The organism is Bradyrhizobium sp. Leo78 (assembly GCF_059512425.1).
Genome location: NZ_JCAMOT010000029.1, coordinates 17,542 through 38,848, shown reverse-complemented (window position 1 = coordinate 38,848; position 21,307 = coordinate 17,542). Strand labels below are relative to the sequence as shown.

Below are 21,307 nucleotides of genomic sequence, written 5' to 3'. Positions count from 1 at the left end.
TCATCATCGCGAGGTCGGCCGCGAAGCTGACCGTTCTGAGGCGGCCCAAACGCGGCTAAGTGTCTCGTATTCCGAGACGCCCATCGGGTGATCGATAGGCGGATATTGAGCTAGGTTGCGCTGCAACGCTTCCAGCTGCCCGACCAGCCCGCCGCGCAGTGTCTCAAATACTCGCCCGAATTTTTGAAAAGTCATCTAGTGTCTCCGAAGCAATATTCCCAATGGCTGCGGCTCGGGTCAGTTCGTTGACGGTTTTGGCGAAGGGACTGTCCAACGGTCACACAGCAAACTGCCTTCGTTCTGACCGCAGATTTCGCTGCTCCCAATTCAGGTAAGCGAGGGTCTCCCCCTCGGAACCGCGCGACCCATATATTGCTAGATCATGTTGACGGGATCCAGCCTGACCACCTGCTTCATTCCAAGGCCAGGCAGCACAACAGCCCAACGTTAGGTGGTCAATTTTGGACGCCGATCTCGCGGCTTAGGGGGTCAATAGAGGTGTATCAGCCGCGCCCGCGCCGTCGCCGCAACCCTGACCAGCTCCGACCGCGCGAGCGCCACACTGTGCCGTGGGCAAGCTCAGAAAGGTAAGCTTGACAACAAACCGCAATTAAAGGGCCGAATGACATCCTCGGACAGCCAACAGCGCGATGCCCATGACCCACATTGGCGCCACGGGCGGTATGAATCACCCGATGACCCCGCCGGTCGCGGCGATGCGGGCCAGATGGAAATCGGTGTCACCGAGCTGGTGATCGATCATAGTCAGCCGCTTGAAGTAGTGGCCGATGCGATATTCCATGGTAACCCCAATGCCACCATGCAGATGAACACCGCTCTGGCCTACGAAGCGCGCGGAGCGGCCGATCTGCACCTTGGCCGCCGCGACCGTCTTGGCGCGCTCGTCGAGATCGATGAAGCTCGACGCCATCGAGGCCAGGTAAGACATGCTGCGCGCGGACTCCAGCGCGGTGAACATGTCGGCGGCGCGGTGCTGCAGCGCCTGGAACGAGCCGATGGCGACACCGAACTGCTTGCGTTCCTTGATATATTCGACAGTGATCTTCAAAGCCTCCTCCATCGCGCCGACCGCCTCGGCGCACAGCGCGATGCGGGCGTCATCGACCACTTGGTCGACGATGGGCAGACCGTCCTCGGCATCGCCGATCGCCGCATCAGCGCCAACCTTGACATTGTCGAGCTTGATGTCGGCGGCGCGGCTGCCGTCCTGGGTCTCGTAGCCGCGGATATCGACGCCCTTGGCATTGGCGGGCACCAGGAACACGCCGACGCCCTTGGCGTCGCGCTGGCCGCCGGCGGTGCGGGCGGTGACGATAATGGTGCCGGCGGTGTCGCCATGACCGGCGACGAATTTCTCGCCGTTGAGCACATAGCCCGAGCCGCTCTTCTTCGCCGATGTGGTGACATCGCCGAGATCGTAGCGCGAATCGCGCTCCAGCTGGGCGAAGGCCAAGGTCTTGGAGCCGTCAATGATCCCCGGCAGATGGGCTGCGCGCTGCTCGCCTGACCCACGGCGCAAGAAGCCGCCGCCGAGCACTACCGTGTCGAGATAAGGCTCGATCACCAGATTGCGGCCGAGCGCCTCCATCACGATCATGGTCTCGATCGCGCCGGCACCGAAGCCGCCGTCATCCTCCGAGAACGGCAGGCCGAGCAGGCCCTGTTCAGCGAACTTGCCCCAGATCGTTTTGCTGTAGCCCCCCTTCTCGGCGCGATATTTCTTGCGGGCCTCGAAGTCATAGGACGATTTCAGCAGCCCGTCGATGCTGTCCTTGAGGAGGCGCTGCTCCTCGGAAAGATCAAAATCCATTTTCTTTTCTTTCGGATCGCGCGTGACGCGCGTGGTGAGTGCTTGAAGTCGCAATTGCGAGGCGCTCTTGCGCTAGATCAATCCAGTCTTCGCTCGCGGCCTCTGGGTTGCTTCGTCGCTGCGCTCCTCGCAACGACGTCGTTTCGCCAGATCACAGTCCCAGCACCGCCTTCGCGATGATGTTGCGCTGGATCTCGTTGGAGCCGCCATAGATCGACACCTTGCGGTAGTTGAAATAGGTCGGCGCGATCGGCGACGCCCAGTCGTCATTTGTGCTGCGCGCATTGTCTTGCACGAATGGCAGCGCGAACGGACCGGTGACCTCGAGCAGCAACTCGGTCAACGTCTGCTGGATTTCCGAGCCCTTGATCTTCAGGATCGACGAGGCCGGATCGGGCTTGCCCTTGCCATGTTTGCCCTCGGCAGCGACCACCCGCATCTGCGTCAGTTCCAGCGCCTTCAGCTCGATCTCGGTGGAGGCGAGCTTTTGCCGGAACAGGGGATTCTCGATCAGTGGTCTGCCGCCGGCCATGGTCTGAGAGGCCAGCTCCTTGATGCGGCCGATCCGCGCCTTGGAGATGCCGACGCGGGCGATGTTGACGCGTTCGTGGCCGAGCAGGAATTTGGCGTAGTCCCAGCCCTTGTTCTCCTCGCCGACGAGGTTCTCGGCTGGCACCACCACGTCATCGAAGAAGACCTCGTTGATCTCTACCCCACCATCAATCATCTGGATCGGGCGTACGGTAACGCCCTTCGCCTTCATGTCGATGAGGATGAAGGAAATGCCCGACTGCTTCTTGGCGCGGGGATCGGTGCGGCAGAGGCAGAAGATCCAGTCGGCATGCTGCGCCAGCGTGGTCCAGGTCTTCTGACCGTTGACGATATAGCTGTCGCCCTTCCTGTTTGCCAAAGTCTTCAGCGAAGCCAGGTCCGAGCCGGCCCCGGGCTCGGAAAAACCCTGGCACCACCAGTCATCCATGTTGGCGATGCGCGGCAGATAATGCTTCTTCTGCGCCTCGTTTCCAAACGTGTAGATGACAGGGCCGACCATGTTGACGCCGAACGGCAGCGGCGCCGGCGCGGGATATTTCTGCAGCTCCTCAAGGAAGATATATTGCTTCACCGCATCCCAACCGGTGCCGCCATATTCCACCGGCCAATGCGCTACGCCCCAGCCCTTTTTGTTGAGCGTTCGCTGCCAGCTCACCTGCTCATCCTTTGTGATGTGCCGGGTTTCCAACAGCTTCTGGCGCACCGCAGGGTCGACATTGTCCCTGAAGAAGGCACGCACTTCGTCGCGAAACGCGACTTCCTCGGGAGTGAAGCTCAAGTCCATCGTGAAACGACTCCAGATTAGGCAAACGAATATTTGTCCGCATCGCCGCACTTGCCCCATCTCGGCGAGGCGGGAGTGAGGCTCTGCGCCTCTTGTCGATGCGCGATGACAGTCTTAGTGCGGCATCACCGCCACTGGCTCCCGCCGGATCCAGAAGATGTATCGCCGGCCCGCGAAGCGCGTGATGCTGTGCAGCGTCATACCGATTGCCGAAAGGATGATCAGAACGGCGAATACGCCGGTGATGTCCAGATTGAAATTATAAGTCATGATCAGGTAACCGAGGCCCGCCTGCGCGCCGACAAACTCACCGACGATGGTGCCGATCACCGCCAGCACTGAGGCGATCTCAAGACCGGCGAAGATCAGCACCAGCGCGGATGGAATCCGCAGGCGCACCAAGGTCTGCAGCATCGTTGCCCCGTAGGCCTTCATCATGTCCAATTGATCCCGATCGGTGGCATGAAAACCGGAGATCACGCTCACAAGGATCGGGAAGAAGCAGATCAAGGCAGTGATGACGACTTTCGAGGTCAGGCCGTACCCGAACCAGATGACCAGAAGCGGCGCGACCGCCACTTTCGGGACCGTCTGCAACGCCACGAGATAGGGATACACGAGCTTCTCGACCGCTGGCACCAGCGACACCAGCGCCCCCACCACGAGCCCTGACGCGATGCCGACGCCAAACCCGATCAGAACTTCGGTCAGGGTGACCATGAGGTGCGGCCACACCGATCCTTCGGCGAACATTCCGTACAAGCGAACCACAATGCCGCTCGGCGCCGGCAACACCAGCGGCGAGACGTGGCCGTAGCGGCAGATGCCTTCCCAGACCGCGAGCAGGACGACCGCGAGGCCAAACACCTGATAGCTGGGGGACATCAGATTCAGACGCGCGTTCTTCATAGCGAGGTCACCATCGGAGCTTCGGAACCGAAAATGGTTCGGATCTGGTCGCAGATTTCACCGAACCGCTTGTTTGCCATTGTCTTCAGACTTCGCGGCCGTGCGATATCGACGTCGATGATCTCGGAGATTCGGCCAGGCCGGGGCGACATGACGACCACGCGGTCTCCGAGCAGAACTGCCTCGGGAATGCTGTGCGTGATGAAGAGAACCGTCTTCTTCTCCTCGGAGCAGACACGCATCAGTTCGACATTGAGCGATTCACGCGTCATGGCATCGAGCGCGCCGAACGGCTCGTCCATCAGCAGAACCTTCGGTTCGCGCATCAGCGCACGACAGATCGCAACGCGCTGCTGCATGCCACCCGACAATTCGAACGGATATTTTCTGGCGAAATCGGTGAGCCCCATGAAGGTCAGCAATTCTTCCGCACGGCGCTGCGTTTTCTCGGAGCGATCGTTCTTCAAGTGAGGCGACAGCAGAACATTGTCGAGCACCGTATTCCAGGGCAGCAGCAGCGCCTGTTGGAAGACGATACCGGCATCGGATCGGGGACCGCGAAGGCGATCGCCGTCGAATCTCACTTCGCCCGAGGTGACCGACGACAGGCCGGCGAGAATGCGAAGCAGGGTCGTCTTGCCGCACCCGCTCGGTCCGACAACCGAGACGAACTCGTTTTCCTTGATGTCGAGATTGACCTTGGCCAATGCCGTCACGACGTCACGCGAATGCGTGACGAACTTTTTTTCGACGTTCTCGATCGTGATGAGCGTCCGGCTGCGGCTCTGCACCGGCTCATCGGACGCGCTTAGGGGCGAAGTCAACATGAATGAATCTCGTCACTGATTGATGGTCCTGCACGCTGTTGTCTCGACCGGGAGCTGCGATCGAAGGGCGGCTCACTGCAGCGACTTCAGATCGAACTCTTTCGCCTGTTTCACGATCGCTGCACGGTCGTAATTGTTGATCTCGCCGACGAATTCAGCGGTAAACATGCGCGATGCGGGCACTGGCTTCGCGATCTGCCCGCCCTGCAGCAGGAAGTCGCTGAGATCGTTCCAACGAGATTCGATGAATTCACCGCGCCTGTCGCCCAGTTTGGCATCGGTCCAGCCGTCCCACGTCGTCGTCATTTTCAGACCGCGCTCGAGCTTCTGCTCTGGAGTGCCTTCCGCGGGCTTGCTCTCGGGATAGATTTTCCAGGTCATCAACACGCACGCCGGACGATTGGCGAGGCAGAAATCCAGGCCCTTCGCCAAAGCGCGGGCGAAGCCGACGAGAAGCTTGGGATTCTTTTTGATGGTTTCGTTCGTGGCCAGCAGCGATACGTCGGGCAATGTCGCGAGCTTCTGTTCGATCGGCAGTTGTCGGACCGGCGATCCGGCGATGCCGAACGTGATGTTCGCAGTTTCCCAGAAGACGATGGCGTCGATCACCTTCTGCTTCATGGCGGTGATCGCCTGGCCGCCCGCCCCGATGGGGATGAAGGTGACGTCGCGATCGGCATTGAGACCGGCCGCCCGCAGATACGCCTTTCCGTAGTTCATACCGGCGCTGCCCAGCGCCGTCACGCCGATGCGCTTCCCCTTCAGTTCGGCCACCGAATTGACAGGGCTGTCGGCCGGCACCGAAATCGACCAGATGTTGCGATATTCGACTGCGGAAAAATATCGCAGATCCAGCGGCGCGGCGCCGGCGCCATCCTGCATACCGATCACCGCCTGCGCCGGGCTGGCCCAGCCGATCGGTGCGTTTCCGGTCGCAACCTGGATCGCCACCTCGTTCGAACCCGCAGCCAGCACGTAGGAAGTGTCGATCCCCTCCTGTTCGAGATAGCCGAGATATTTTGCCGCGATGAAAGGCGCGATCGCCTCATTGGCGTTTCGCTGCGGCAGCAGGACATTGATCTTTTCAGCGGCTGCGGCGCTCCCGGCCACGACGCAGGTGAAAAGCGTAAGGAAAAGCGCGCCAAGCTTATTCATGTTCTGAAATCCTCCCAAGCTGCATTGGTTGACATTTCGCAGAACGCTAAACGGGAAATCGCTCGTACACAAGCGCTATGCTCTCCTACAAGTGCAAAACCTTTATCCAGAACGATGTGACATTTTGTGCAGGCAGCAGCTGCTGTTGTGGAACTGGTTGCTCGCCCGGTCGGGGGGCGAGCAAACACGGCATGCTGTCGCCGGCTGTGACCGGTCAGCCGGCGGTCCTTGCCACATTCAGCGAAGCAAAAGAGGCGCCCTCGCTGGCGAGGCTCGCAAGCAGCGCGGTGGGTTTCAAGGCCGGCTCGTTCAAGCTCTGCGCGTAGAATTCGAGGCGCTCGACGATCGTCTTGAGGCCGACGAGATCCGCATAGAACATCGGACCACCGCGATGGATCGGCCAACCGTAGCCGTACAGCCAGATCACATCTATATCGCCTGGGCGGGCGGCGATGTTCTCTTCGAGAATACGCGTGCCTTCATTGATCATCGGATAGATCATGCGCTCCAGGATTTCCTGATCGCCGATGGCGCGGCGGGTCAGGCCGAGGCGCTTGCACGTTTCCTCGATCAGCTTTTCGACCTCGGGATCCGGAATCGGGGCGCGCGATCCCGGCTCGTACCGGTAATAGCCCTTGGAGGTCTTCTGCCCAAGGCGACCGGACTCGCAGATGGCGTCGGCAATATCCCAGCGAATGCCGCGGTCCTGGCGCGATCGCCAGCCGATATCGAGCCCAGCGAGATCGCCCATGGCGAAGGGGCCCATCGGAAGGCCGAACCGCGTGAGCACGGCGTCCACCTGGTCCGGAAGCGCGCCGCTCTTGAGCAAGGCCTCTCCCTGCAAGCCGCGAACGGCCAGCATACGGTTGCCGACGAAGCCATGGCAGACACCGACCACGACCGGCGTCTTGCGGATCCGGTTAGCCATTGTCGTTGCGGTGAGCAGCGCATCCGGGGCCGTCCTTTCCGCGCGCACGACCTCACAGAGCTTCATGACGTTGGCCGGCGAGAAGAAGTGCATGCCCAGCACGTCCTGGGGGCGTTCCGTGACAGCGGCGATCTCATTGATGTCGAGATAGGAGGTGTTGGTGGCCAGCACCGCGCCAGGTTTGGCATGGGCATCGATGGCGGTGAAGACCTCCTTCTTGATCGCCATCGTCTCGAATACCGCTTCGATCACAAGGTCCGCGTCCCTGACATTGTCGAGGCCGATCTTGCCGTCGATCAGCGCCATGCGCTTGGCCGGCTCGTCCGGCGCAATGCCGCCCCGCGCTGCCGTTGCCTCCCAGTTTTTCTGCATCATGGCAAGGCCACGGGTCAGTTGCGCTTCCCCGGTCTCGATCAGGGTCACCGGAATGCCGGCATTGGCAAAGGACATGGCGATGCCGCCGCCCATGGTGCCGGCGCCGACAATGGCCACGCGCTCGACCGGCCGCGGCTTGACGCCCTTCGGCAGACCCCGAACCTTGACTGCTTCGCGCTCCGCAAAGAAGGCATGGCGCTGCGCCTTCGACTGGTCGTCATTGACCAGTCTCAGGAACGTCTCGCGCTCCTTCTTCAGCGCGTCGTCGAACGGCGTATCGAGCGTCCAGCTCACTGCTTCCGCGCAAGCCAGCGGCGCATTCACGCCGCGGTTCTTCTTGGTGGCCGCTGCAGCGGCGGCAGTAAAGAGCGAGCGATCCGCCCTTGCGGCAACCAGCTTGGAATCGTCATTGCGCAGCAGCCGCAGCGGGCGCTGTTCCGCCACAACCTTCTTCGCGAATGCGATCGCGCCGTCCGTCGGGCCCTCGACGATCTCGTCGACCAGGCCATGCTCGAGCGCTTCCGATGCGCTGATCGGCTCGCCGCTCACGATCATCTTGACCCCGAATTCCGGACCGACCGCGCGCGGCAGCCGCTGCGTGCCGCCAGCGCCTGGCAGCAGGCCGAGCTTGACCTCGGGCAGGCCGAGCTTGGCGTCCGCCACGGCGACACGGAAATGACCGCCGAGTGCGAGTTCGAGGCCGCCGCCGAGTGCAGTGCCATGGATGGCCGCGATCACCGGCTTGGCGCAGCCTTCGATAGCCTCGATCACCTCGTTGAGAGCCGGCGGCTGCGGTGGCTTGCCGAATTCGGTGATATCGGCGCCGGCAATGAAGGTGCGACCCGCGCAGGCGATCACGATGGCCTGAACCGCGCTATCCGCATTCGCGGCCATGACGTTCTCGAGGATGCCACGACGAACAGCCGCGCTCAGCGCATTCACCGGTGGCGCATCGATGGTGATCACCGCGCAATGACCGGTCACCGCAAGTTTGACGACTTCGCTCAATTCAAGTCTCCCATCAGAACTCAACAGGCGCAAGCTTGGGAGCCCGGTCCTGATGACCGGGCCTCGCTTCGCCACGATTTTCTCAGCGCTCGGATCAGTGGATGATCTCGAACAAGCCGGCGGTTCCCATGCCGCCACCGACGCACATGGTGGCGACGCCATACTTGGCCTTGCGGCGACGTCCCTCGATGAGAAGATGACCGGCCAGCCGGGCGCCGCTCATGCCATAGGGATGGCCCATGGAAATGGCGCCACCATTGACGTTCAGCCTGGCAGGATCAATTCCAAGCTTGTCCCGGCAGTAAAGCACCTGAACGGCGAAGGCTTCGTTCAGCTCCCACAGGTCGATGTCGTCGATGCGCAGACCGTGACGCGCGAGGAGCCGCGGCACGGCATAAATGGGACCGATCCCCATTTCGTCCGGCTCGCAACCGGCTGACACGAAGCCCCGGAAAATGCCGAGCGGCTTCAAGCCACGCTTGGCGGCTTCCTTGTCGCTCATGATCACCATCGCGCTCGCGCCGTCCGAGAGCTGGCTGGCATTCCCGGCCGTGATGCTGCCGCCCTCGCGCACAGGCTTCAGCTTGGCGAGCCCTTCCAGCGTCGTATCCGGACGAGGTCCCTCATCCTGAGCGAGCGAGACGTCCTTCAGGCTGGTTTCCTTCGTCTCTTTGTTGGTGATCGACATCGTGGCCGATAGCGACACGATCTCATCGCCGAACTTTCCGCTCGTCTGGGCCGATGCGGTCCGCATTTGGCTATCGAAGGAATATTCGTCCTGACGATCTCGCGAGATTGCATAACGCTTTGCGACCACCTCGGCGGTGTCGAGCATCGGCATATAGACGTCAGGCTTCATCTGCATCAGCACGGGATCGACCGCGCGATAGGTATTGGCGTGCTCGTTCTGCACCAGGCTGATCGATTGGCCGCCACCGCCGACGGCGATCTGGACACCGTCATGGATCACCGACCGTGCGGCGATGGCGATGGCCTGCAGTCCTGATGCACACAGGCGATCGACGGTCGTGCCCGACACCGAGACCGGCAGGCCTGCGCGCAACAGCGCTTTGCGGGCGATATTGCCGCCGGTCGTGCCCTGCTGCATCGCCGCTCCCATGACAACGTCTTCGATGTCGCCAGGATCGACCTCGGCTCGCGCCACTGCCGCCTTGATGGCCGCACCCAGCAGGGTGGCACCATCGGTGTTGTTGAGCGCGCCACGATAGGCCTTCCCGATCGGGGTACGCGCAGTGGATACGATAACAGCATCAGCCATAGAATGATTTCCAGTTTAAGCAGAACGAGATGAGAGTTGATCGCGCAGCGCTTGCCGAGACAGCTTGCCGACATTGGTACGGGGCAGTTCGTCGATGAACTCGAGCGCCGCCGGCAATTCGTGCTTGCCGATCTTGCCGGTCAGGAAGGCGCGCAGGTCATCGATGCTGAAGCCCGCGGCGTCCGGCCGGAGCGTGATATAGGCCTTGGCCGCCTCTCCGCGATATTCATCGGGAATGCCGATAACCAGCACTTCCTTGACATCAGGATGGGTGTAGATCGCCTGTTCGATCAGCTGCGGATAGACGTTGAACCCACCCGAGATGATGAGATCCTTCTTGCGATCGACGAGATAGAACCAGCCATCCGCATCCATGTAGCCGATGTCGCCGGTGAGGAAGCGATCGCCGATGAACCATTCGGAGCGCCCTTCGTGCCGGTTCCAGTAGCCACGCGTTACGTTCGGCCCGCGGATACGCAATTCGCCGACCTCGCCGACGGGCAAGACGCGATGAGGGTCGTCATGCGCCACGATGTCGATCTCGATGCCCGGCAGCATCAGCCCGATCGAGCCGGGCTTATCCGGCCCATTCGACGGATGCGTCGTGCCGGGTGACGCGGTTTCCGTCATGCCCCAGCCGCTCCGCAGCCGGAGGCCGGTCTTACGCTCGAAGATCGCGGCGACCTCGACCGGAAGCGGCGCCCCGCCGGAACTGCAATAGACCAGCGACGACAGATCGCGGCGGTCCAGATCAGGCAGGCTGGTGATGGCGATCCACATGGTCGGCACACCCGGAAACACCGTCGCGCGCTTGACCTCGATATCCCGCATGATCTCCTCGAGATCGAAACGCTGATGCAGGGAAATCAGATCGCCGTAACGCAGCCGCTTCATCAGGATGAGCGTCAGGGCATAGATATGGAACAATGGAAGCGCACAGATGACACGCTCGGCAACATTCCGCTTCGCCCGGAATGATCGCGTCCAGACTTCCCGGATCGAGACCGCGGCGGTCAGATTGCGATGCGTAAGCATCGCACCTTTCGGCAAGCCGGTCGTCCCCCCGGTATATTGAAGCAGCGACACGTCATCCAGTTCGACGGCCGGCCAGGCCGCGGGGAGCCGAGCCCCGGCGATGAATTCGGCGTAGGTGACGATCGCAGGCCGCTTGTCGTAGGACGCCAGCTTATTCTTCGCCTCGCCCCATGCCTCATCTTCGCAGACGATGATGCGGTCGATGATGCCAGCCTCGAGAAATTCGAGCGCTCGGGGAAAAATCGACGACAGGTTGCTGGTCACGACCAGACGGGCGCCGCTATCGGTCAGCTTGTGCTTCAGCGTGATCTCGCCGGCGAGCGGACTGAGATGCACAATGCGCGCGCCGGCCTTGAGCGCGCCGAAGAAGTTGATCGGATGATCGGGCGTGTTGCCGAGAAAGAGCCCGATGGTAGTGTCGCGCGCAAGGCCGTCCCGCAGATAGGCGGCCGCAGCCTGTGCGACCTGTGCGTTCAGTTCCCGATAGCTGATCTGACGGTCGCGAAATTCAATCGCCGCGCGATCGCCGAATTTGCGCGCCGACTCCTCCAGCAACGCCGGCACCAGGCCGACTTCGATCGGTTCGTCCCAGCGGACACCCTCTGGATAGAATTTCTCGCCTGCATATTGCACTGATGTTCTCCGTGGAGCGTCACCCCGGCAATGCCGGGTGATGGAAATGGGAATGTCGCGCTAGACCTGTTTTGTAACGGCAGCTCTTCTTCGCCACAGCGTGGCAAGGATTGGGCCAACGACCGCCACGACGCACAGTGCGGACAATGTCGCGCTGATCGGCCGGGTCACGACGATCGACAGATCGCCGCCGCCGAGAAAGAGCGACGGACAGCGATGCGTCCATTCCGGGCGAGCTGCGAACAACGCGCGTTAGGCCTCCCAAGGGTGCCAATTGCGTTACCTCTCCAGACATTATGTCTGGACGATATTTTGACAATCACTCGTATGCAAGCGTAAAACTTGTTCACAAGCGTAGACCTTGCAAGCAAGTGCATTCACGGTGTATCGTCCTGAAAGCACTGGCTGTCAGCCAATGTGCTTGGTTCGTGCCGGCGAGCATGCGCTGACGCATATGGCACTGCCGTGACTTGCCCGCTGCAGCCGCTATGGCTCCCACGAGACTTGCGGAAGACTGCGAAGGGTTCATTTCGAGCCCTCGTCGATACTCGTTTTGGCTGACGCTCTCTGTTCAGAGGACGCAAAGCCGCTCAAGACTGAAGGCACCGCGTGACACAGACTGCTAAAAAAATGATCCAACCCGTAACTGCTGCGGACGAGCCAGAGCGCTACGTGCTCGACGACCAGCCGGGCTTTTTGCTACGCGTAGCCTTGAAAACGCATACTGCATTCCTCACGGCAAAGATGATCGAGGGTCTGACCGCGCCGCAATTCTCGACTCTCGCGAAACTGCTCGAGGTTGGACCTTGCTCGCAAAACCATCTTGGCCGCCTCATCCACTATGATTCCGCGACAATCACCGGGGTGATCAATCGATTGAAGACCCGGGGCTTCATCGAAAGCATCGTCGACCCCCTCGATCGCCGCCGCATGGCGATCGACCTGACTGACTTAGGCCGGAGGGTGGCGGCCGACGCCATCGCGACGATCAGGGAAATCTCACGGGAGACGTTCTCGCCGCTTTCGGCGGCGGAGCACGCGGCGCTGACGATATTGCTGAAAAAAGTGATCCGCAGATAGCCGTTGTCCGGCATCCTTCGCCAACAGAAACAGCGGGCCAGCTCCTTGACGACCGACAGACAGATGGAGTTGTCTCTGGATCAACTCCAGGCACGACTTTCTCGCAATCACATGGCTGCCTGGATGCAGCTCTCAGTCGTGTCCGCGGGGGCCGGCCAGATCATATTGTCTGCTCCGTGGCGCGAGGAATTCATTTCGAATCCGGACCATCGCTTCGTTCACGGCGGGATTCTTGCGACGCTGTTGGATACCGCGGGGTCTTACGCCGTGGCGACCTTGCTCGGGCGGCCAGCTCAGACGGTCGACATGCGGGTGGATTTTCTGCGGCCGGCGTTTGAAGCCACACTGACCGTCGAAGCCAGAGTTTTTCACTACGGACGTAATCTGGCGACCGTCGACGCGTCTGTGCTCAACCCTCAGCGCACAGCGCTCGCAGCCGGCCGGATGGTCTTTCTCACTGCGGATCACCGCTCAACTCAGACATAGTGCTTGCGGAAGCCTAGAAGCGCGGTTTCAACAGGGCGTTGATGATCCACGGGAAGCCAGGCTCAATCGCGGGGTCATTTTTTCTTAGTTCGCTGATACGATTGACCACGAGTTCGGCTTATCGACGATCACAAATGTGGACCGGAACCGGCTCAGCGGCGTATGATTTTCTTGAGGATTTCGGTAAGTGTTCGAAATTCTTCCCGGGTCAAGGGAGCGAACGTCTCGCTTGAAATCTCACCGACAGTTTCGATTGCGGCGTCCGCTACTCGTCTGCCCTTGTCGGTCAAATCGATCTCCCGCCGTCGCGGATCTAAAGGATCCTCGGAACTCTTTATAAGGCCGCGTAATTTGAGACGATTAACAACGCCGGTAATGGTAGCTGAGTCGTAGTGTATCAGGCGTCCCAAATGGTTTTGGGAACAAGGTCCGACCTCCCTCAATTTCGCCAGCGTTGAGAATTGGGGCGCCGTTAATTCTTCAATCATCTTCGCGGCAAAGATGGCCGTGTGGGTACGGAGCGCGACGCGCAACAAGAAGCCCGGTGCGTCATCCAGCCTGTATGACTGTACAGCTTCTTTTGGTTTTTCCACCGAGCGCCGCTTCGTTTTCGTTTGCACGACTTTCGTCCCCTTGCGGTACGTTGCCACAACTCATTGAGAAAAGTTCGACTGATCGGCTCCGAAGTCCTCGGCGCCGATCATTTGTCAACATTCGTTGAACTCAGGAATCCATCTTTGTTGGTCAGAGACCGACTTTATCGTCCCACCGCTGGGCTGAGGTGATCCGGCACCGGCTGCCCTTTTTCCGGCCCCTCGGTCGTCTGGGTGCCCGAAATCTACAGCCTTGAGGACTGAAACCCGTGCGGCGGTCAGCATTTGGCCGCAAGCCGCTTGTCCGAGCTCCGCCCTCATTTGCGGTGCGGCGCACATAGACAATGTGTACATCCGCAACATGCACAAGGCGCTCAAAGCGGATGGCATGGAGCGCGACCCCATGACCTTCCGTATCCACGACGGGCCGCCGGAGGCGCCTGTCATCGGCCATGTCGTCGATAAGTATCTGTCCGACGAGCTGGGCGAAAACCTGACCGTCGTGGTGGACGGAATCGACGGCCGAACGCACCATGTCGCTGACATCGACCCGGCCCGCGTCGAGGATGCGCGGATCGGTAGTATCGTCGAGATCGGCCCGTCGGATACCGCGGGCCGGCCGCCCGACCGCGCCATTGCAGCGATCGCCGAGGATGGCATCTATCGGCCGAGCCGCCATTTGGAACAGGCGAAGTTTGAGGGGCGCGTTCCCGGTGGCGACCACGAGGGCTATGTCGATGCTCATGTGCGCCGGTTGGAGGCGCTACGCCGCGCCGGCATCGTTGAGCGGATCGACGCCGACCAATGGCGCATCCCCGATGATTTCGAGAGCCGCGCCGCCACCTACGACGCCGGCCGCAACCGGCAGGCCAATATCCGCGTCCTCTCGGCCGCCCGGCTGGAGCAGCAGATCGCCGCGGACGGCGCGACCTGGCTCGACCGGCAGCTAGTGAGGCCCGACAACTCCGACCTTGCTCCGACCGGCTTCGGCCAGCAAGTCCGCGAGGCGATGGACCGCCGCCGCGAGCATCATATCGACCGGGGCGACGCCACACGCCAACAGGACGGCCGAGTCTCCTATCGGAGCAACCTTCTCGCCACCCTGCGCGAGCGCGAAGTTGCCCATGCAGGCGCTGAGATGGCGGCGAGCAAGACGCTGCCGTTTCGGGCGGCAACGGACGGCGAGACCGTCAGCGGCAGGTTCACCGGGACCGTGCAACTATCGAGCGGCAAGTTCGCCGTCGTGGAAAAGAGCCACGAGTTCACGCTTGTCCCGTGGCGGCCGGTCATCGACCGCCAGCTCGGCCGCGAGGTTATGGGCATCGTGCAGGGCGGATCGGTGTCGTGGCGGTTGGGGCGTCAGAGGGGTCTCGCTATTTAGGTATCGCCCTGAACAGCACACTCCGGTTTAAAAGACGGATCGATCATGTCTGTAAAAAATGTTGAGAAAAACGCCGATGAAGCCGCGATTTAGCCGTGAAGCTGTAATTTCTGCCATTGCGCGCGATTTCGATAGACCCTCGGAATGCGGACCCATTACCGAAGGTGAAGAGTCGCAGACCTTCGCCATTTGTGTCGGAAGCGAGGACTTCGTGCTGCGCGTGAACCGCACTGCAGCTGGATTTCACAAAGACGCCTTCTGCCATAGCCGTTTCGCTTCCCGTGATCTCCCGATCCCTCAGGTCGTCGCAATAGGCGAGATTGAAGACCATACGTGGTGCGTATCGCGGCGAGCACCGGGCGTCACTTTACAGGACTTATCCATCGAGACTCTGCCCACAGTGGTCGGCCCAGTCTCGCAGGTCATGTCGGCCATGGCTGAGGCGATACTTGATGGAACCGAGGGCTTCGGCCCGTTCGATCCGAGCGGCATCGGACGGCACGCAAGCTGGCAGGACTTCATAGCTGCCATCACTGACGAAGCGCATTACGATTGGAAGCTGATCGAGGCCGTTGTGGATCGTCGGCAGATCGATGGGCATTTTCGCTTGCTTAGCGAATTCATGCCACGGTGCGCCAATGTTCGCCGGCTCGTACATGGCGATTTTGGTTCCAATAACGTATTGACAGACCAGGGGCGTATCACCGCTGTAATCGATTGGAGCGAAGCCCTATTCGGCGATCCGATCTATGACGTGGCCAACATTTTCTTCTGGCGCCCCTGGCTTGCCTGCATGGAGGCACAAGCGCACCACATCGAGACGCGGCAGCCTGAGTTCCTGCAAAACGCTGAGGCCCTGCGCTGTTACCAGCTCCACATTGGCCTTGTTCAGATCTTCGAGAGTGCAAAAGCAGGGAACGCCGAAGATCTCGCGTGGGCGATGGCGCGCTGTGAGGAGATTGCCACGCAGGATGAGAAAGTGAGAATCGCTTCGCCGCGCCGCCAAGAAACTTGATCTCGGCCTCCCATCGTTTGGTCACGGACTGGGATATTGGCTGGACCAGCACAAAATTGGGAAGGGCTTGCGACTGCTGCCCTACGGGCATCGAGTGGACATGCGAAAAATGCGCTGTAGGCATCTGATCTCTATGCGGGCGTCACGCACGGGAATGAGCGAAGCGTGGCTTTGCTCGCGCGTGCGGGCTTCTCTCCTGTCGCTGATTTCGAGAAGTATATCCGCTATCATCTGCCACTCATTACCTAATGGGAGCAATGCGGTGTCGCGGAAATCTCAGTTTTGCGACAAGATCGCGGGCCGTTCGCAATAGGCATTCAAGGATCCTCATATGCGTGCCGATCAGGTGGACTGAAAGGCCGCAGCGCAATCTCGTGAATCCAAACACGAATGTGCAAATTCGCCCGTCCGCAAAATGGCTGCCGCCGCACGTGCGTTGGCAATGAAGCGGATGAACAAGATCAGGATTTCATTGCCAGAGCGGGCTGCAGTTCTGTAATGGCACGCAGCAACTCGCGAACGGCAGCATCTACTGATTGTCCATTCTGCCCGGTGATCAGTCGGCCATCTCTCACTACTTTAGAGGAATAGTCCGGCCCACACTCGAACAGAGCTCCAAGCTTCCGAAATTCGGTTTCGAGGAGATAGGGAACGATAGAGGCGACGCCGTTAGCCTCTTCTTCGGAGTTGGGCGGGCAGCATAACCGCATACCTTTGGTCAGCGGCGTTCCATCTGGTTTTCTAGCGCCGATTAGGCCAGCCTGACCGTGACAGATGGCACAGAGAATCGCACCATTGTCGTAGGCGGCGCTCACAAATGCGGCGACCTGTTCTGATTGTGCTAGATCCCACATTGTGCCGAAGCCGCCTGGAAATGCGATGACAGCGTAATCATGAGCTTTGAGCTGATGAACAGCGAGTGTGGCATTAATTTTGTGTTGCTCGAAATCGGATCGAAGAAATCTGTCCGTGTCGGCTGATTTCTCTTCGTGGGATATGCCGTGTGGATCGAATGGAGCTGCTCCGCCTTTTGGTGAAGAGATATCCACGTCAAAGCCAGCATCTGTCAGCGCCCAATATGGGGCGCTCATTTCATTAAACCAAAACCCGCTCGTACGGCCAGTATCTCCAAGATCGGCATGAGAGGTCACGATAATTACAGCTTTTGAATTCATCCTAGGATTCCTGTTTCGACTTTTCGTTGGTAGCCATTTCCTTAGCCCTACAGCCCAAGAAAACGGGGGCGGTGACGAGGATCGGGCTCAATGCTTCCCAACATCATCCAGGTCTATGTGCTGTTGTCAGCGGTCGCTCCAGTAGTGCCACGACCATTGCAGCGAACAAGGCGAGCAGCGCGACGCTCAGCATCATGGCCAATAGGGCATGGGTGGCTGCCTCGGGTAGGAGAATTCCAGCAATGGAAACAATGACCGCGCCGCCGCCCTAGCCTGAGTAACCAATATCTCAACCATAGAAATGAGCAGCTTATGTCCTGGAACGGCTTCAGGGCCTGATACGAAGGCATTCTGCACATCGACTACGATCAGGGCGTCAACTGCGTTAATCAAGATCGGGATGGAAGCCTGCATTGGCGTCAAAACTTCACGACCGAGAAGAAGATGAATCTCGGCTCGGTTTTCAAGCTCTGGTATGCCTCCGGGAACAGAGACCTGGCGCGTGGATCAGGCTGCGGTTCGCTTACGACATCGATCTGAAATCCAGCCGACTTCAATGCATCGAACATGACATGCAGCGGCCGATGCCAGAAGCGCATCGTCATATCCCTGCCACCGCGTTGCCACGTGTCTTTGAAGTTATAGGTCTCGAAGTAGTTCTCACGACCGGCCAACTGGTGATCCATGAATGGATGATGCGTGGAAAAAACCAAGCGGCCGCCTTGGGGGAGAAGACGGTTGAATTCCGAAAGGGGTCGTGACCAGTCGGGCAGATAGTGCATGACGAGCGAAGCGAGGATCAAATCGAAGGAACCATCGTCGAAGGGCAGTGGTTCGTTCAGATCCGCCACCAATAATCGGGCCAGACCCTCGAGGCGACGTTGTGCGATTTCGAGCAAGCCCGCGCTTGCGTCGATACCGGTCAGGATTGCTCCTCGGTCGAGGAGTACCGCGGCATGGGCTCCCCCGCCGCATCCTGCATCGAGCACCCGGAGCCCAGCAACATCACCAACCATAGAAAGAATGGCGGGCCGTTCGTAATAGGCATTCCAGGCATTGTTCTCGTTGTCAGCGTCATAGGCTACGGCAAACGCGTCATAATCATTCTCCGGCGTGGCGGTCTTCATGCAGTCCATTCCTCTTATCGACACTTTCTCTCGGAATAATATTGCGTGTTTCGGCTTTGATCTTCTCCCGATGAACAAAAAACATCGAATTCATTTCAGAAGAAAACTGGTTTACGTAGAGCTCAGCCCAACTGCGTCAACCAGTCGTTTGTTGACCCATAAGCTGTTTCGATCGCATGTCGCAACCAAGCCCGTTGCTCATCCGATAGCAGTGGCAAAGCGGCCTCGAAATCAAGCGTGTCTTTCTGTCGTGGGGCCTGCGCTTTGTAGAAAAGCTGAACCTCGGGCGCGAGAAAGAATGGTGCTTCCTTGTCAGCCGTCCCCAAAGCCTGAATCGGTTTTGTAACCCTCGCACAGCGCCGTGACCGCCATTCTCTGCCTTCGCTCTCGTCGAGCATAACCTGAAAAGACCAAGCCGCGGCATGGTTTGGTCGGCACCAAACGTCATGAACATCATGGCCAAGCACGCTTCCCATTGGCCATGGACGCAAGCGACCAGGCGGATCAGCGACCCAACAATCCCAATCGGAAAGATAGTACCTCAGCGCCGAGTGATCCTTGTGAAGCACGAGGACATCGATATCGGCATGTGATCGAAGTTGTTTCCCGACGAAATGCTCGATCGCGTAGCCGCCTGCGATCCACCAAGGGAAACTCGCGTTCTGGAATACCGTGGCAACTTCCCCGCAGTGCAACGGTTCCCAAGGCTTTTCATGCTCGTTTCGAATTTGATTGTCTCCCGACGCGGATGAACAACAAACATCACGTTCATTTCAGAACGAAATTGGTCTACGTTGGGATCAAATGAGGCTCCTCGTACTCCGTAAGAAGTGCAATTACCTGTTAGTGTAGGTGACTTGCGGTCTGCCGCGCATCAAGCCGCCTGTTCTCCCAATTGTCCTTGGCTCTGCCAAGATACGCCTCGCGCGCATAGGCTAACACTTCCGTCATTGGCTCTGGCAAATGAGGCATCGCCCATGTAGCGGCGGCGTCCTTGGCAATGAACTTCCCCGTGGTTGCCGTCTGCCACATCCGGGCAAGGGTCAGCAGGACATTTCGTTCGTCACCATGCAAGCCTTCGAGGAGCGCAGGAAGGGCACAGCACATCGCACGGCGGACGTGGTCGGCCGAAACTTCCGGCAGCAGTTCAGTAGCGACGGGACCGAACAGGGGGTGAGCCTCCTGCCGGGCTTGCGCCAGCACCAGCGTGATTTCCGGGTCGGACACCGACATCGGAATTTCACCAGCCTCAAAGGCGTCCCGCACCCACTCGCCATAGATGAAGTCAGCCCTCGCCGGAAACTTCGGCGCGGCGAGCTCAGATTTCTGGAATAGCATCACCTCGATGCAGCGCGGGCCGCCGGGACTGGCGGGATGGCGACCGGAAATCCGCAGCAAGGCAGCCAGAAGGCTTTTGCGCAGCGCTTCTGTCATGGAGCGATCAATGACGACAAGGAGGTCAATATCACTCTGCGGTCGCAGACCACCGGAGACCGCCGACCCATGCAGATACATTGCCAGCAAGGCGTCCTCGAAGAGCCCGCGAACGGTGTCCAATACCGCCCGCGCTTGTTCGGGGATTTCTGTTGTTGCTTCCTGCATGTTTCGTCCTGAATGGAAACTCGTCTTCCCGAATACCGTGGCAGCGCCCTATCGGATCCGGCGACTGCATTCTTGATGTTGGATGTGGCCCCTCACGATCTGACCTATGAGATTCGCAAGCTGGCTCCCGAAGCCGAAGGCCAAGGCGAGCGGCAACGTGTTGCGACGAGATATTGTCTCGGTCTGCACTGTAGAACAGCGTGCGAGACTGAAGCGCTGGATGGCGTGACCAGCCCGCCGTTGTAGCAGCACCCAGGCCCTGGCCTCTGAAGGCTTTCGCTGTCACCAGCCCCGAGTTCGGCCCCGTCATCCGACAGCCGTGCGGCAAACGCGACCGATGCGATCTTGCCATCGACGGCAGTGACGCACCAAGGTTCCCAGAAGTCCGCGACATCGCGAAAGCCGAGCTCGAACAGGCCGTCCGGTACACCCTCCGCCGCCCACGACCCCATTAGGTCCTGGCCCTGTGCGGAGTCGCTGCCGATTAGGCGAGCATCACTCATGTAGGAGAGCGAATGCGGCAGTTCGTATATCAGGCCGAAATCATGTTCGACAGGGCCGTCTCTGTTGAACATCGACAGATAGCGATCGAGATGCTTCGGGGTCACCGGACGAGTGAATGTCGGCTCACTCGCGGCGAGGCTTTCCAGCTCTGCGTTGACATGGTCGGCAAATCGAAGCGCGTCCCGAAGATGTTGCCCTCGGTGCATCCAGCCAGCCAGAAGCGTGGTCCCGGCGAATTATCAGGGTCATTTTCGCGCTCGATCCGCCCGTCATTTCTCAATCGAAATAGAGTGCGGTAGTCGATGTTGGGCCAGTCCATTCCAAGCAGCACTAGACTTCTCTCTTATGCGACGGTCGCTTGTGGCAAATATCTCAGCCATCATTGAACCTTAGGACTTCATGGGACCCGCTAGTGCGTCCGGCTCACCGACATTTTCTTCTCTCTCATTCCGTCAGGCGATAGGCTCCGCTTCGTACAGCCTTAGTGACCGCGGCAAGAGTTTCCTCCCGAGTAAACGCATCTATCGGCAGGGCATGCCGTTCAAGCTGACCGAGCGATGAGAGTTGCTTGTGAAGTTCCGTGATCGGACCAGGATCAGTCAACGTGTCGCCGCCTCGCTCCTGGCAGCGCCGAATGGCCACGTCGAGAAGTGGGCGAAGAACCACGTAGTGAACAGGCACCGAGATTTTCTTGAACGGAGCGAGGAACCACGGTCCGACAATCCCGTCCACGATGACAAAATAGCCGCCGCTGGCATAGCCTTCGGCGGCCTGCGCTAGCACGTCGAGCACAACGGTGTTCTGGTCATGCGCTTCCGGCAGATAGGGCTGGATCGCTCCATTCTTGATGAAATGCCAGAAGTCGTCGGAATGAAGGTGGACCTTCGACGATCCTGGCTCTCCGGCGAGAGTCTGCGCCGTCGTGGTTTTACCGGAACCGGGAGGCCCGGTCAGAATGAGTATTTCGCCAGTGTGCTTCATACGCTTCTACCCTCGCATCGAGCAGGCCAATTGAAAGCCTGCGGATC

17 protein-coding genes and 1 pseudogene are annotated in these 21,307 nt (G+C 59.7%); 4 read left to right on the top strand and 14 right to left on the bottom strand.

Features of this window, described 5'->3' with window-relative positions; translation table 11 throughout:
* Nucleotides 1-688: 688 nt before the first annotated feature.
* From pimD to pimA, 8 genes are all read right to left on the bottom strand, one after another.
* The gene (pimD, locus tag AC5ZG1_RS29770; protein WP_496134915.1) at nucleotides 689-1,831 is read right to left on the bottom strand and encodes a pimeloyl-CoA dehydrogenase small subunit; all 1,143 of its coding nucleotides are present in this window, start codon (nucleotides 1,829-1,831) and stop codon (nucleotides 689-691) included.
* A gap of 151 nt (nucleotides 1,832-1,982) precedes the next feature.
* The gene (pimC, locus tag AC5ZG1_RS29765; protein WP_496134914.1) at nucleotides 1,983-3,167 is read right to left on the bottom strand and encodes a pimeloyl-CoA dehydrogenase large subunit; all 1,185 of its coding nucleotides are present in this window, start codon (nucleotides 3,165-3,167) and stop codon (nucleotides 1,983-1,985) included.
* 114 nt (nucleotides 3,168-3,281) lie between these two features.
* Complete coding sequence (locus AC5ZG1_RS29760; protein ID WP_496134913.1) at nucleotides 3,282-4,076, bottom strand: ABC transporter permease; 795 nt, start codon at nucleotides 4,074-4,076, stop codon at nucleotides 3,282-3,284.
* Nucleotides 4,073-4,903 (bottom strand): ABC transporter ATP-binding protein, encoded by an 831-nt coding sequence (locus AC5ZG1_RS29755; RefSeq protein WP_496134912.1) that lies wholly within the window; start codon nucleotides 4,901-4,903, stop codon nucleotides 4,073-4,075. The genes AC5ZG1_RS29760 and AC5ZG1_RS29755 overlap by 4 nt, the downstream gene beginning before the upstream one ends.
* Before the next feature lie 72 nt (nucleotides 4,904-4,975).
* Nucleotides 4,976-6,058: an ABC transporter substrate-binding protein gene (locus AC5ZG1_RS29750; protein ID WP_496134911.1), complete on the bottom strand. Its 1,083-nt coding sequence runs from the start codon at nucleotides 6,056-6,058 to the stop codon at nucleotides 4,976-4,978.
* A 214-nt stretch (nucleotides 6,059-6,272) separates the two neighbouring features.
* Nucleotides 6,273-8,369 carry a 3-hydroxyacyl-CoA dehydrogenase NAD-binding domain-containing protein gene (locus AC5ZG1_RS29745; protein ID WP_496134910.1) on the bottom strand — a complete coding sequence of 699 codons (2,097 nt, stop codon included), beginning with the start codon at nucleotides 8,367-8,369 and terminating at the stop codon, nucleotides 6,273-6,275.
* 94 nt (nucleotides 8,370-8,463) lie between these two features.
* The gene (locus AC5ZG1_RS29740) at nucleotides 8,464-9,648 is read right to left on the bottom strand and encodes an acetyl-CoA C-acyltransferase (RefSeq protein WP_282526736.1); all 1,185 of its coding nucleotides are present in this window, start codon (nucleotides 9,646-9,648) and stop codon (nucleotides 8,464-8,466) included.
* Nucleotides 9,649-9,663: 15 nt separating this feature from the next.
* Nucleotides 9,664-11,316 carry a dicarboxylate--CoA ligase PimA gene (gene pimA / locus AC5ZG1_RS29735; protein ID WP_496134909.1) on the bottom strand — a complete coding sequence of 551 codons (1,653 nt, stop codon included), beginning with the start codon at nucleotides 11,314-11,316 and terminating at the stop codon, nucleotides 9,664-9,666.
* A 609-nt stretch (nucleotides 11,317-11,925) separates the two neighbouring features.
* Here pimA and AC5ZG1_RS29730 point away from each other — a divergent pair.
* Entirely contained in the window at nucleotides 11,926-12,396 is a 471-nt protein-coding gene (locus tag AC5ZG1_RS29730) for a MarR family winged helix-turn-helix transcriptional regulator (RefSeq protein WP_496134908.1), read from the top strand.
* Nucleotides 12,397-12,399: 3 nt separating this feature from the next.
* On the top strand, nucleotides 12,400-12,882 hold the full coding sequence (locus tag AC5ZG1_RS29725; protein WP_496134907.1) for a PaaI family thioesterase: 483 nt from the start codon (nucleotides 12,400-12,402) through the stop codon (nucleotides 12,880-12,882).
* Nucleotides 12,883-13,034: 152 nt separating this feature from the next.
* On the opposite strand, the gene AC5ZG1_RS29720 is transcribed toward AC5ZG1_RS29725, so the two are convergent.
* Nucleotides 13,035-13,502, bottom strand: coding sequence for a MarR family winged helix-turn-helix transcriptional regulator (locus tag AC5ZG1_RS29720; RefSeq protein ID WP_496134906.1), 468 nt, complete (start codon nucleotides 13,500-13,502; stop codon nucleotides 13,035-13,037).
* A gap of 325 nt (nucleotides 13,503-13,827) precedes the next feature.
* On the opposite strand from AC5ZG1_RS29720, the pseudogene AC5ZG1_RS29715 reads away from it, so the two are divergent.
* Nucleotides 13,828-14,856: pseudogene (locus tag AC5ZG1_RS29715) on the top strand (DUF3363 domain-containing protein); the annotation flags it as partial.
* A gap of 76 nt (nucleotides 14,857-14,932) precedes the next feature.
* Nucleotides 14,933-15,871: a phosphotransferase family protein gene (locus AC5ZG1_RS29710; protein WP_496134905.1), complete on the top strand. Its 939-nt coding sequence runs from the start codon at nucleotides 14,933-14,935 to the stop codon at nucleotides 15,869-15,871.
* Nucleotides 15,872-16,332: 461 nt separating this feature from the next.
* Here the strand turns inward: AC5ZG1_RS29710 and AC5ZG1_RS29705 are convergent, their stop codons facing one another.
* From AC5ZG1_RS29705 to AC5ZG1_RS29685, 5 genes are all read right to left on the bottom strand, one after another.
* Nucleotides 16,333-17,046, bottom strand: coding sequence for a type 1 glutamine amidotransferase domain-containing protein (locus tag AC5ZG1_RS29705; RefSeq protein ID WP_496134904.1), 714 nt, complete (start codon nucleotides 17,044-17,046; stop codon nucleotides 16,333-16,335).
* A gap of 419 nt (nucleotides 17,047-17,465) precedes the next feature.
* Nucleotides 17,466-18,173 (bottom strand): class I SAM-dependent methyltransferase, encoded by a 708-nt coding sequence (locus AC5ZG1_RS29700; RefSeq protein WP_496134903.1) that lies wholly within the window; start codon nucleotides 18,171-18,173, stop codon nucleotides 17,466-17,468.
* 122 nt (nucleotides 18,174-18,295) lie between these two features.
* Nucleotides 18,296-18,868, bottom strand: a complete 573-nt coding sequence (locus AC5ZG1_RS29695; RefSeq protein WP_496134902.1) for a nucleotidyltransferase domain-containing protein — start codon at nucleotides 18,866-18,868, stop codon at nucleotides 18,296-18,298.
* Nucleotides 18,869-19,016: 148 nt separating this feature from the next.
* Nucleotides 19,017-19,775 carry an aminoglycoside adenylyltransferase family protein gene (locus tag AC5ZG1_RS29690; protein ID WP_496134901.1) on the bottom strand — a complete coding sequence of 253 codons (759 nt, stop codon included), beginning with the start codon at nucleotides 19,773-19,775 and terminating at the stop codon, nucleotides 19,017-19,019.
* 948 nt (nucleotides 19,776-20,723) lie between these two features.
* Nucleotides 20,724-21,260 carry an AAA family ATPase gene (locus AC5ZG1_RS29685; protein WP_496134900.1) on the bottom strand — a complete coding sequence of 179 codons (537 nt, stop codon included), beginning with the start codon at nucleotides 21,258-21,260 and terminating at the stop codon, nucleotides 20,724-20,726.
* Nucleotides 21,261-21,307 lie beyond the last annotated feature (47 nt).

Excerpts from the sequence above, each read along its gene's own strand:
- pimD (WP_496134915.1), bottom strand. The coding sequence starts at position 1,831 with ATGGATTTTGATCTTTCCGAGGAGCAGCGCCTCCTCAAGGACAGCATC.
- pimC (WP_496134914.1), bottom strand. The coding sequence starts at position 3,167 with ATGGACTTGAGCTTCACTCCCGAGGAAGTCGCGTTTCGCGACGAAGTG.
- AC5ZG1_RS29760 (WP_496134913.1), bottom strand. The coding sequence starts at position 4,076 with ATGAAGAACGCGCGTCTGAATCTGATGTCCCCCAGCTATCAGGTGTTT.
- AC5ZG1_RS29755 (WP_496134912.1), bottom strand. The coding sequence starts at position 4,903 with ATGTTGACTTCGCCCCTAAGCGCGTCCGATGAGCCGGTGCAGAGCCGC.
- AC5ZG1_RS29750 (WP_496134911.1), bottom strand. The coding sequence starts at position 6,058 with ATGAATAAGCTTGGCGCGCTTTTCCTTACGCTTTTCACCTGCGTCGTG.
- AC5ZG1_RS29740 (WP_282526736.1), bottom strand. The coding sequence starts at position 9,648 with ATGGCTGATGCTGTTATCGTATCCACTGCGCGTACCCCGATCGGGAAG.
- AC5ZG1_RS29710 (WP_496134905.1), top strand. The coding sequence starts at position 14,933 with ATGAAGCCGCGATTTAGCCGTGAAGCTGTAATTTCTGCCATTGCGCGC.
- AC5ZG1_RS29705 (WP_496134904.1), bottom strand. The coding sequence starts at position 17,046 with ATGAATTCAAAAGCTGTAATTATCGTGACCTCTCATGCCGATCTTGGA.
- AC5ZG1_RS29700 (WP_496134903.1), bottom strand. The coding sequence starts at position 18,173 with ATGAAGACCGCCACGCCGGAGAATGATTATGACGCGTTTGCCGTAGCC.
- AC5ZG1_RS29690 (WP_496134901.1), bottom strand. The coding sequence starts at position 19,775 with ATGCAGGAAGCAACAACAGAAATCCCCGAACAAGCGCGGGCGGTATTG.
- AC5ZG1_RS29685 (WP_496134900.1), bottom strand. The coding sequence starts at position 21,260 with ATGAAGCACACTGGCGAAATACTCATTCTGACCGGGCCTCCCGGTTCC.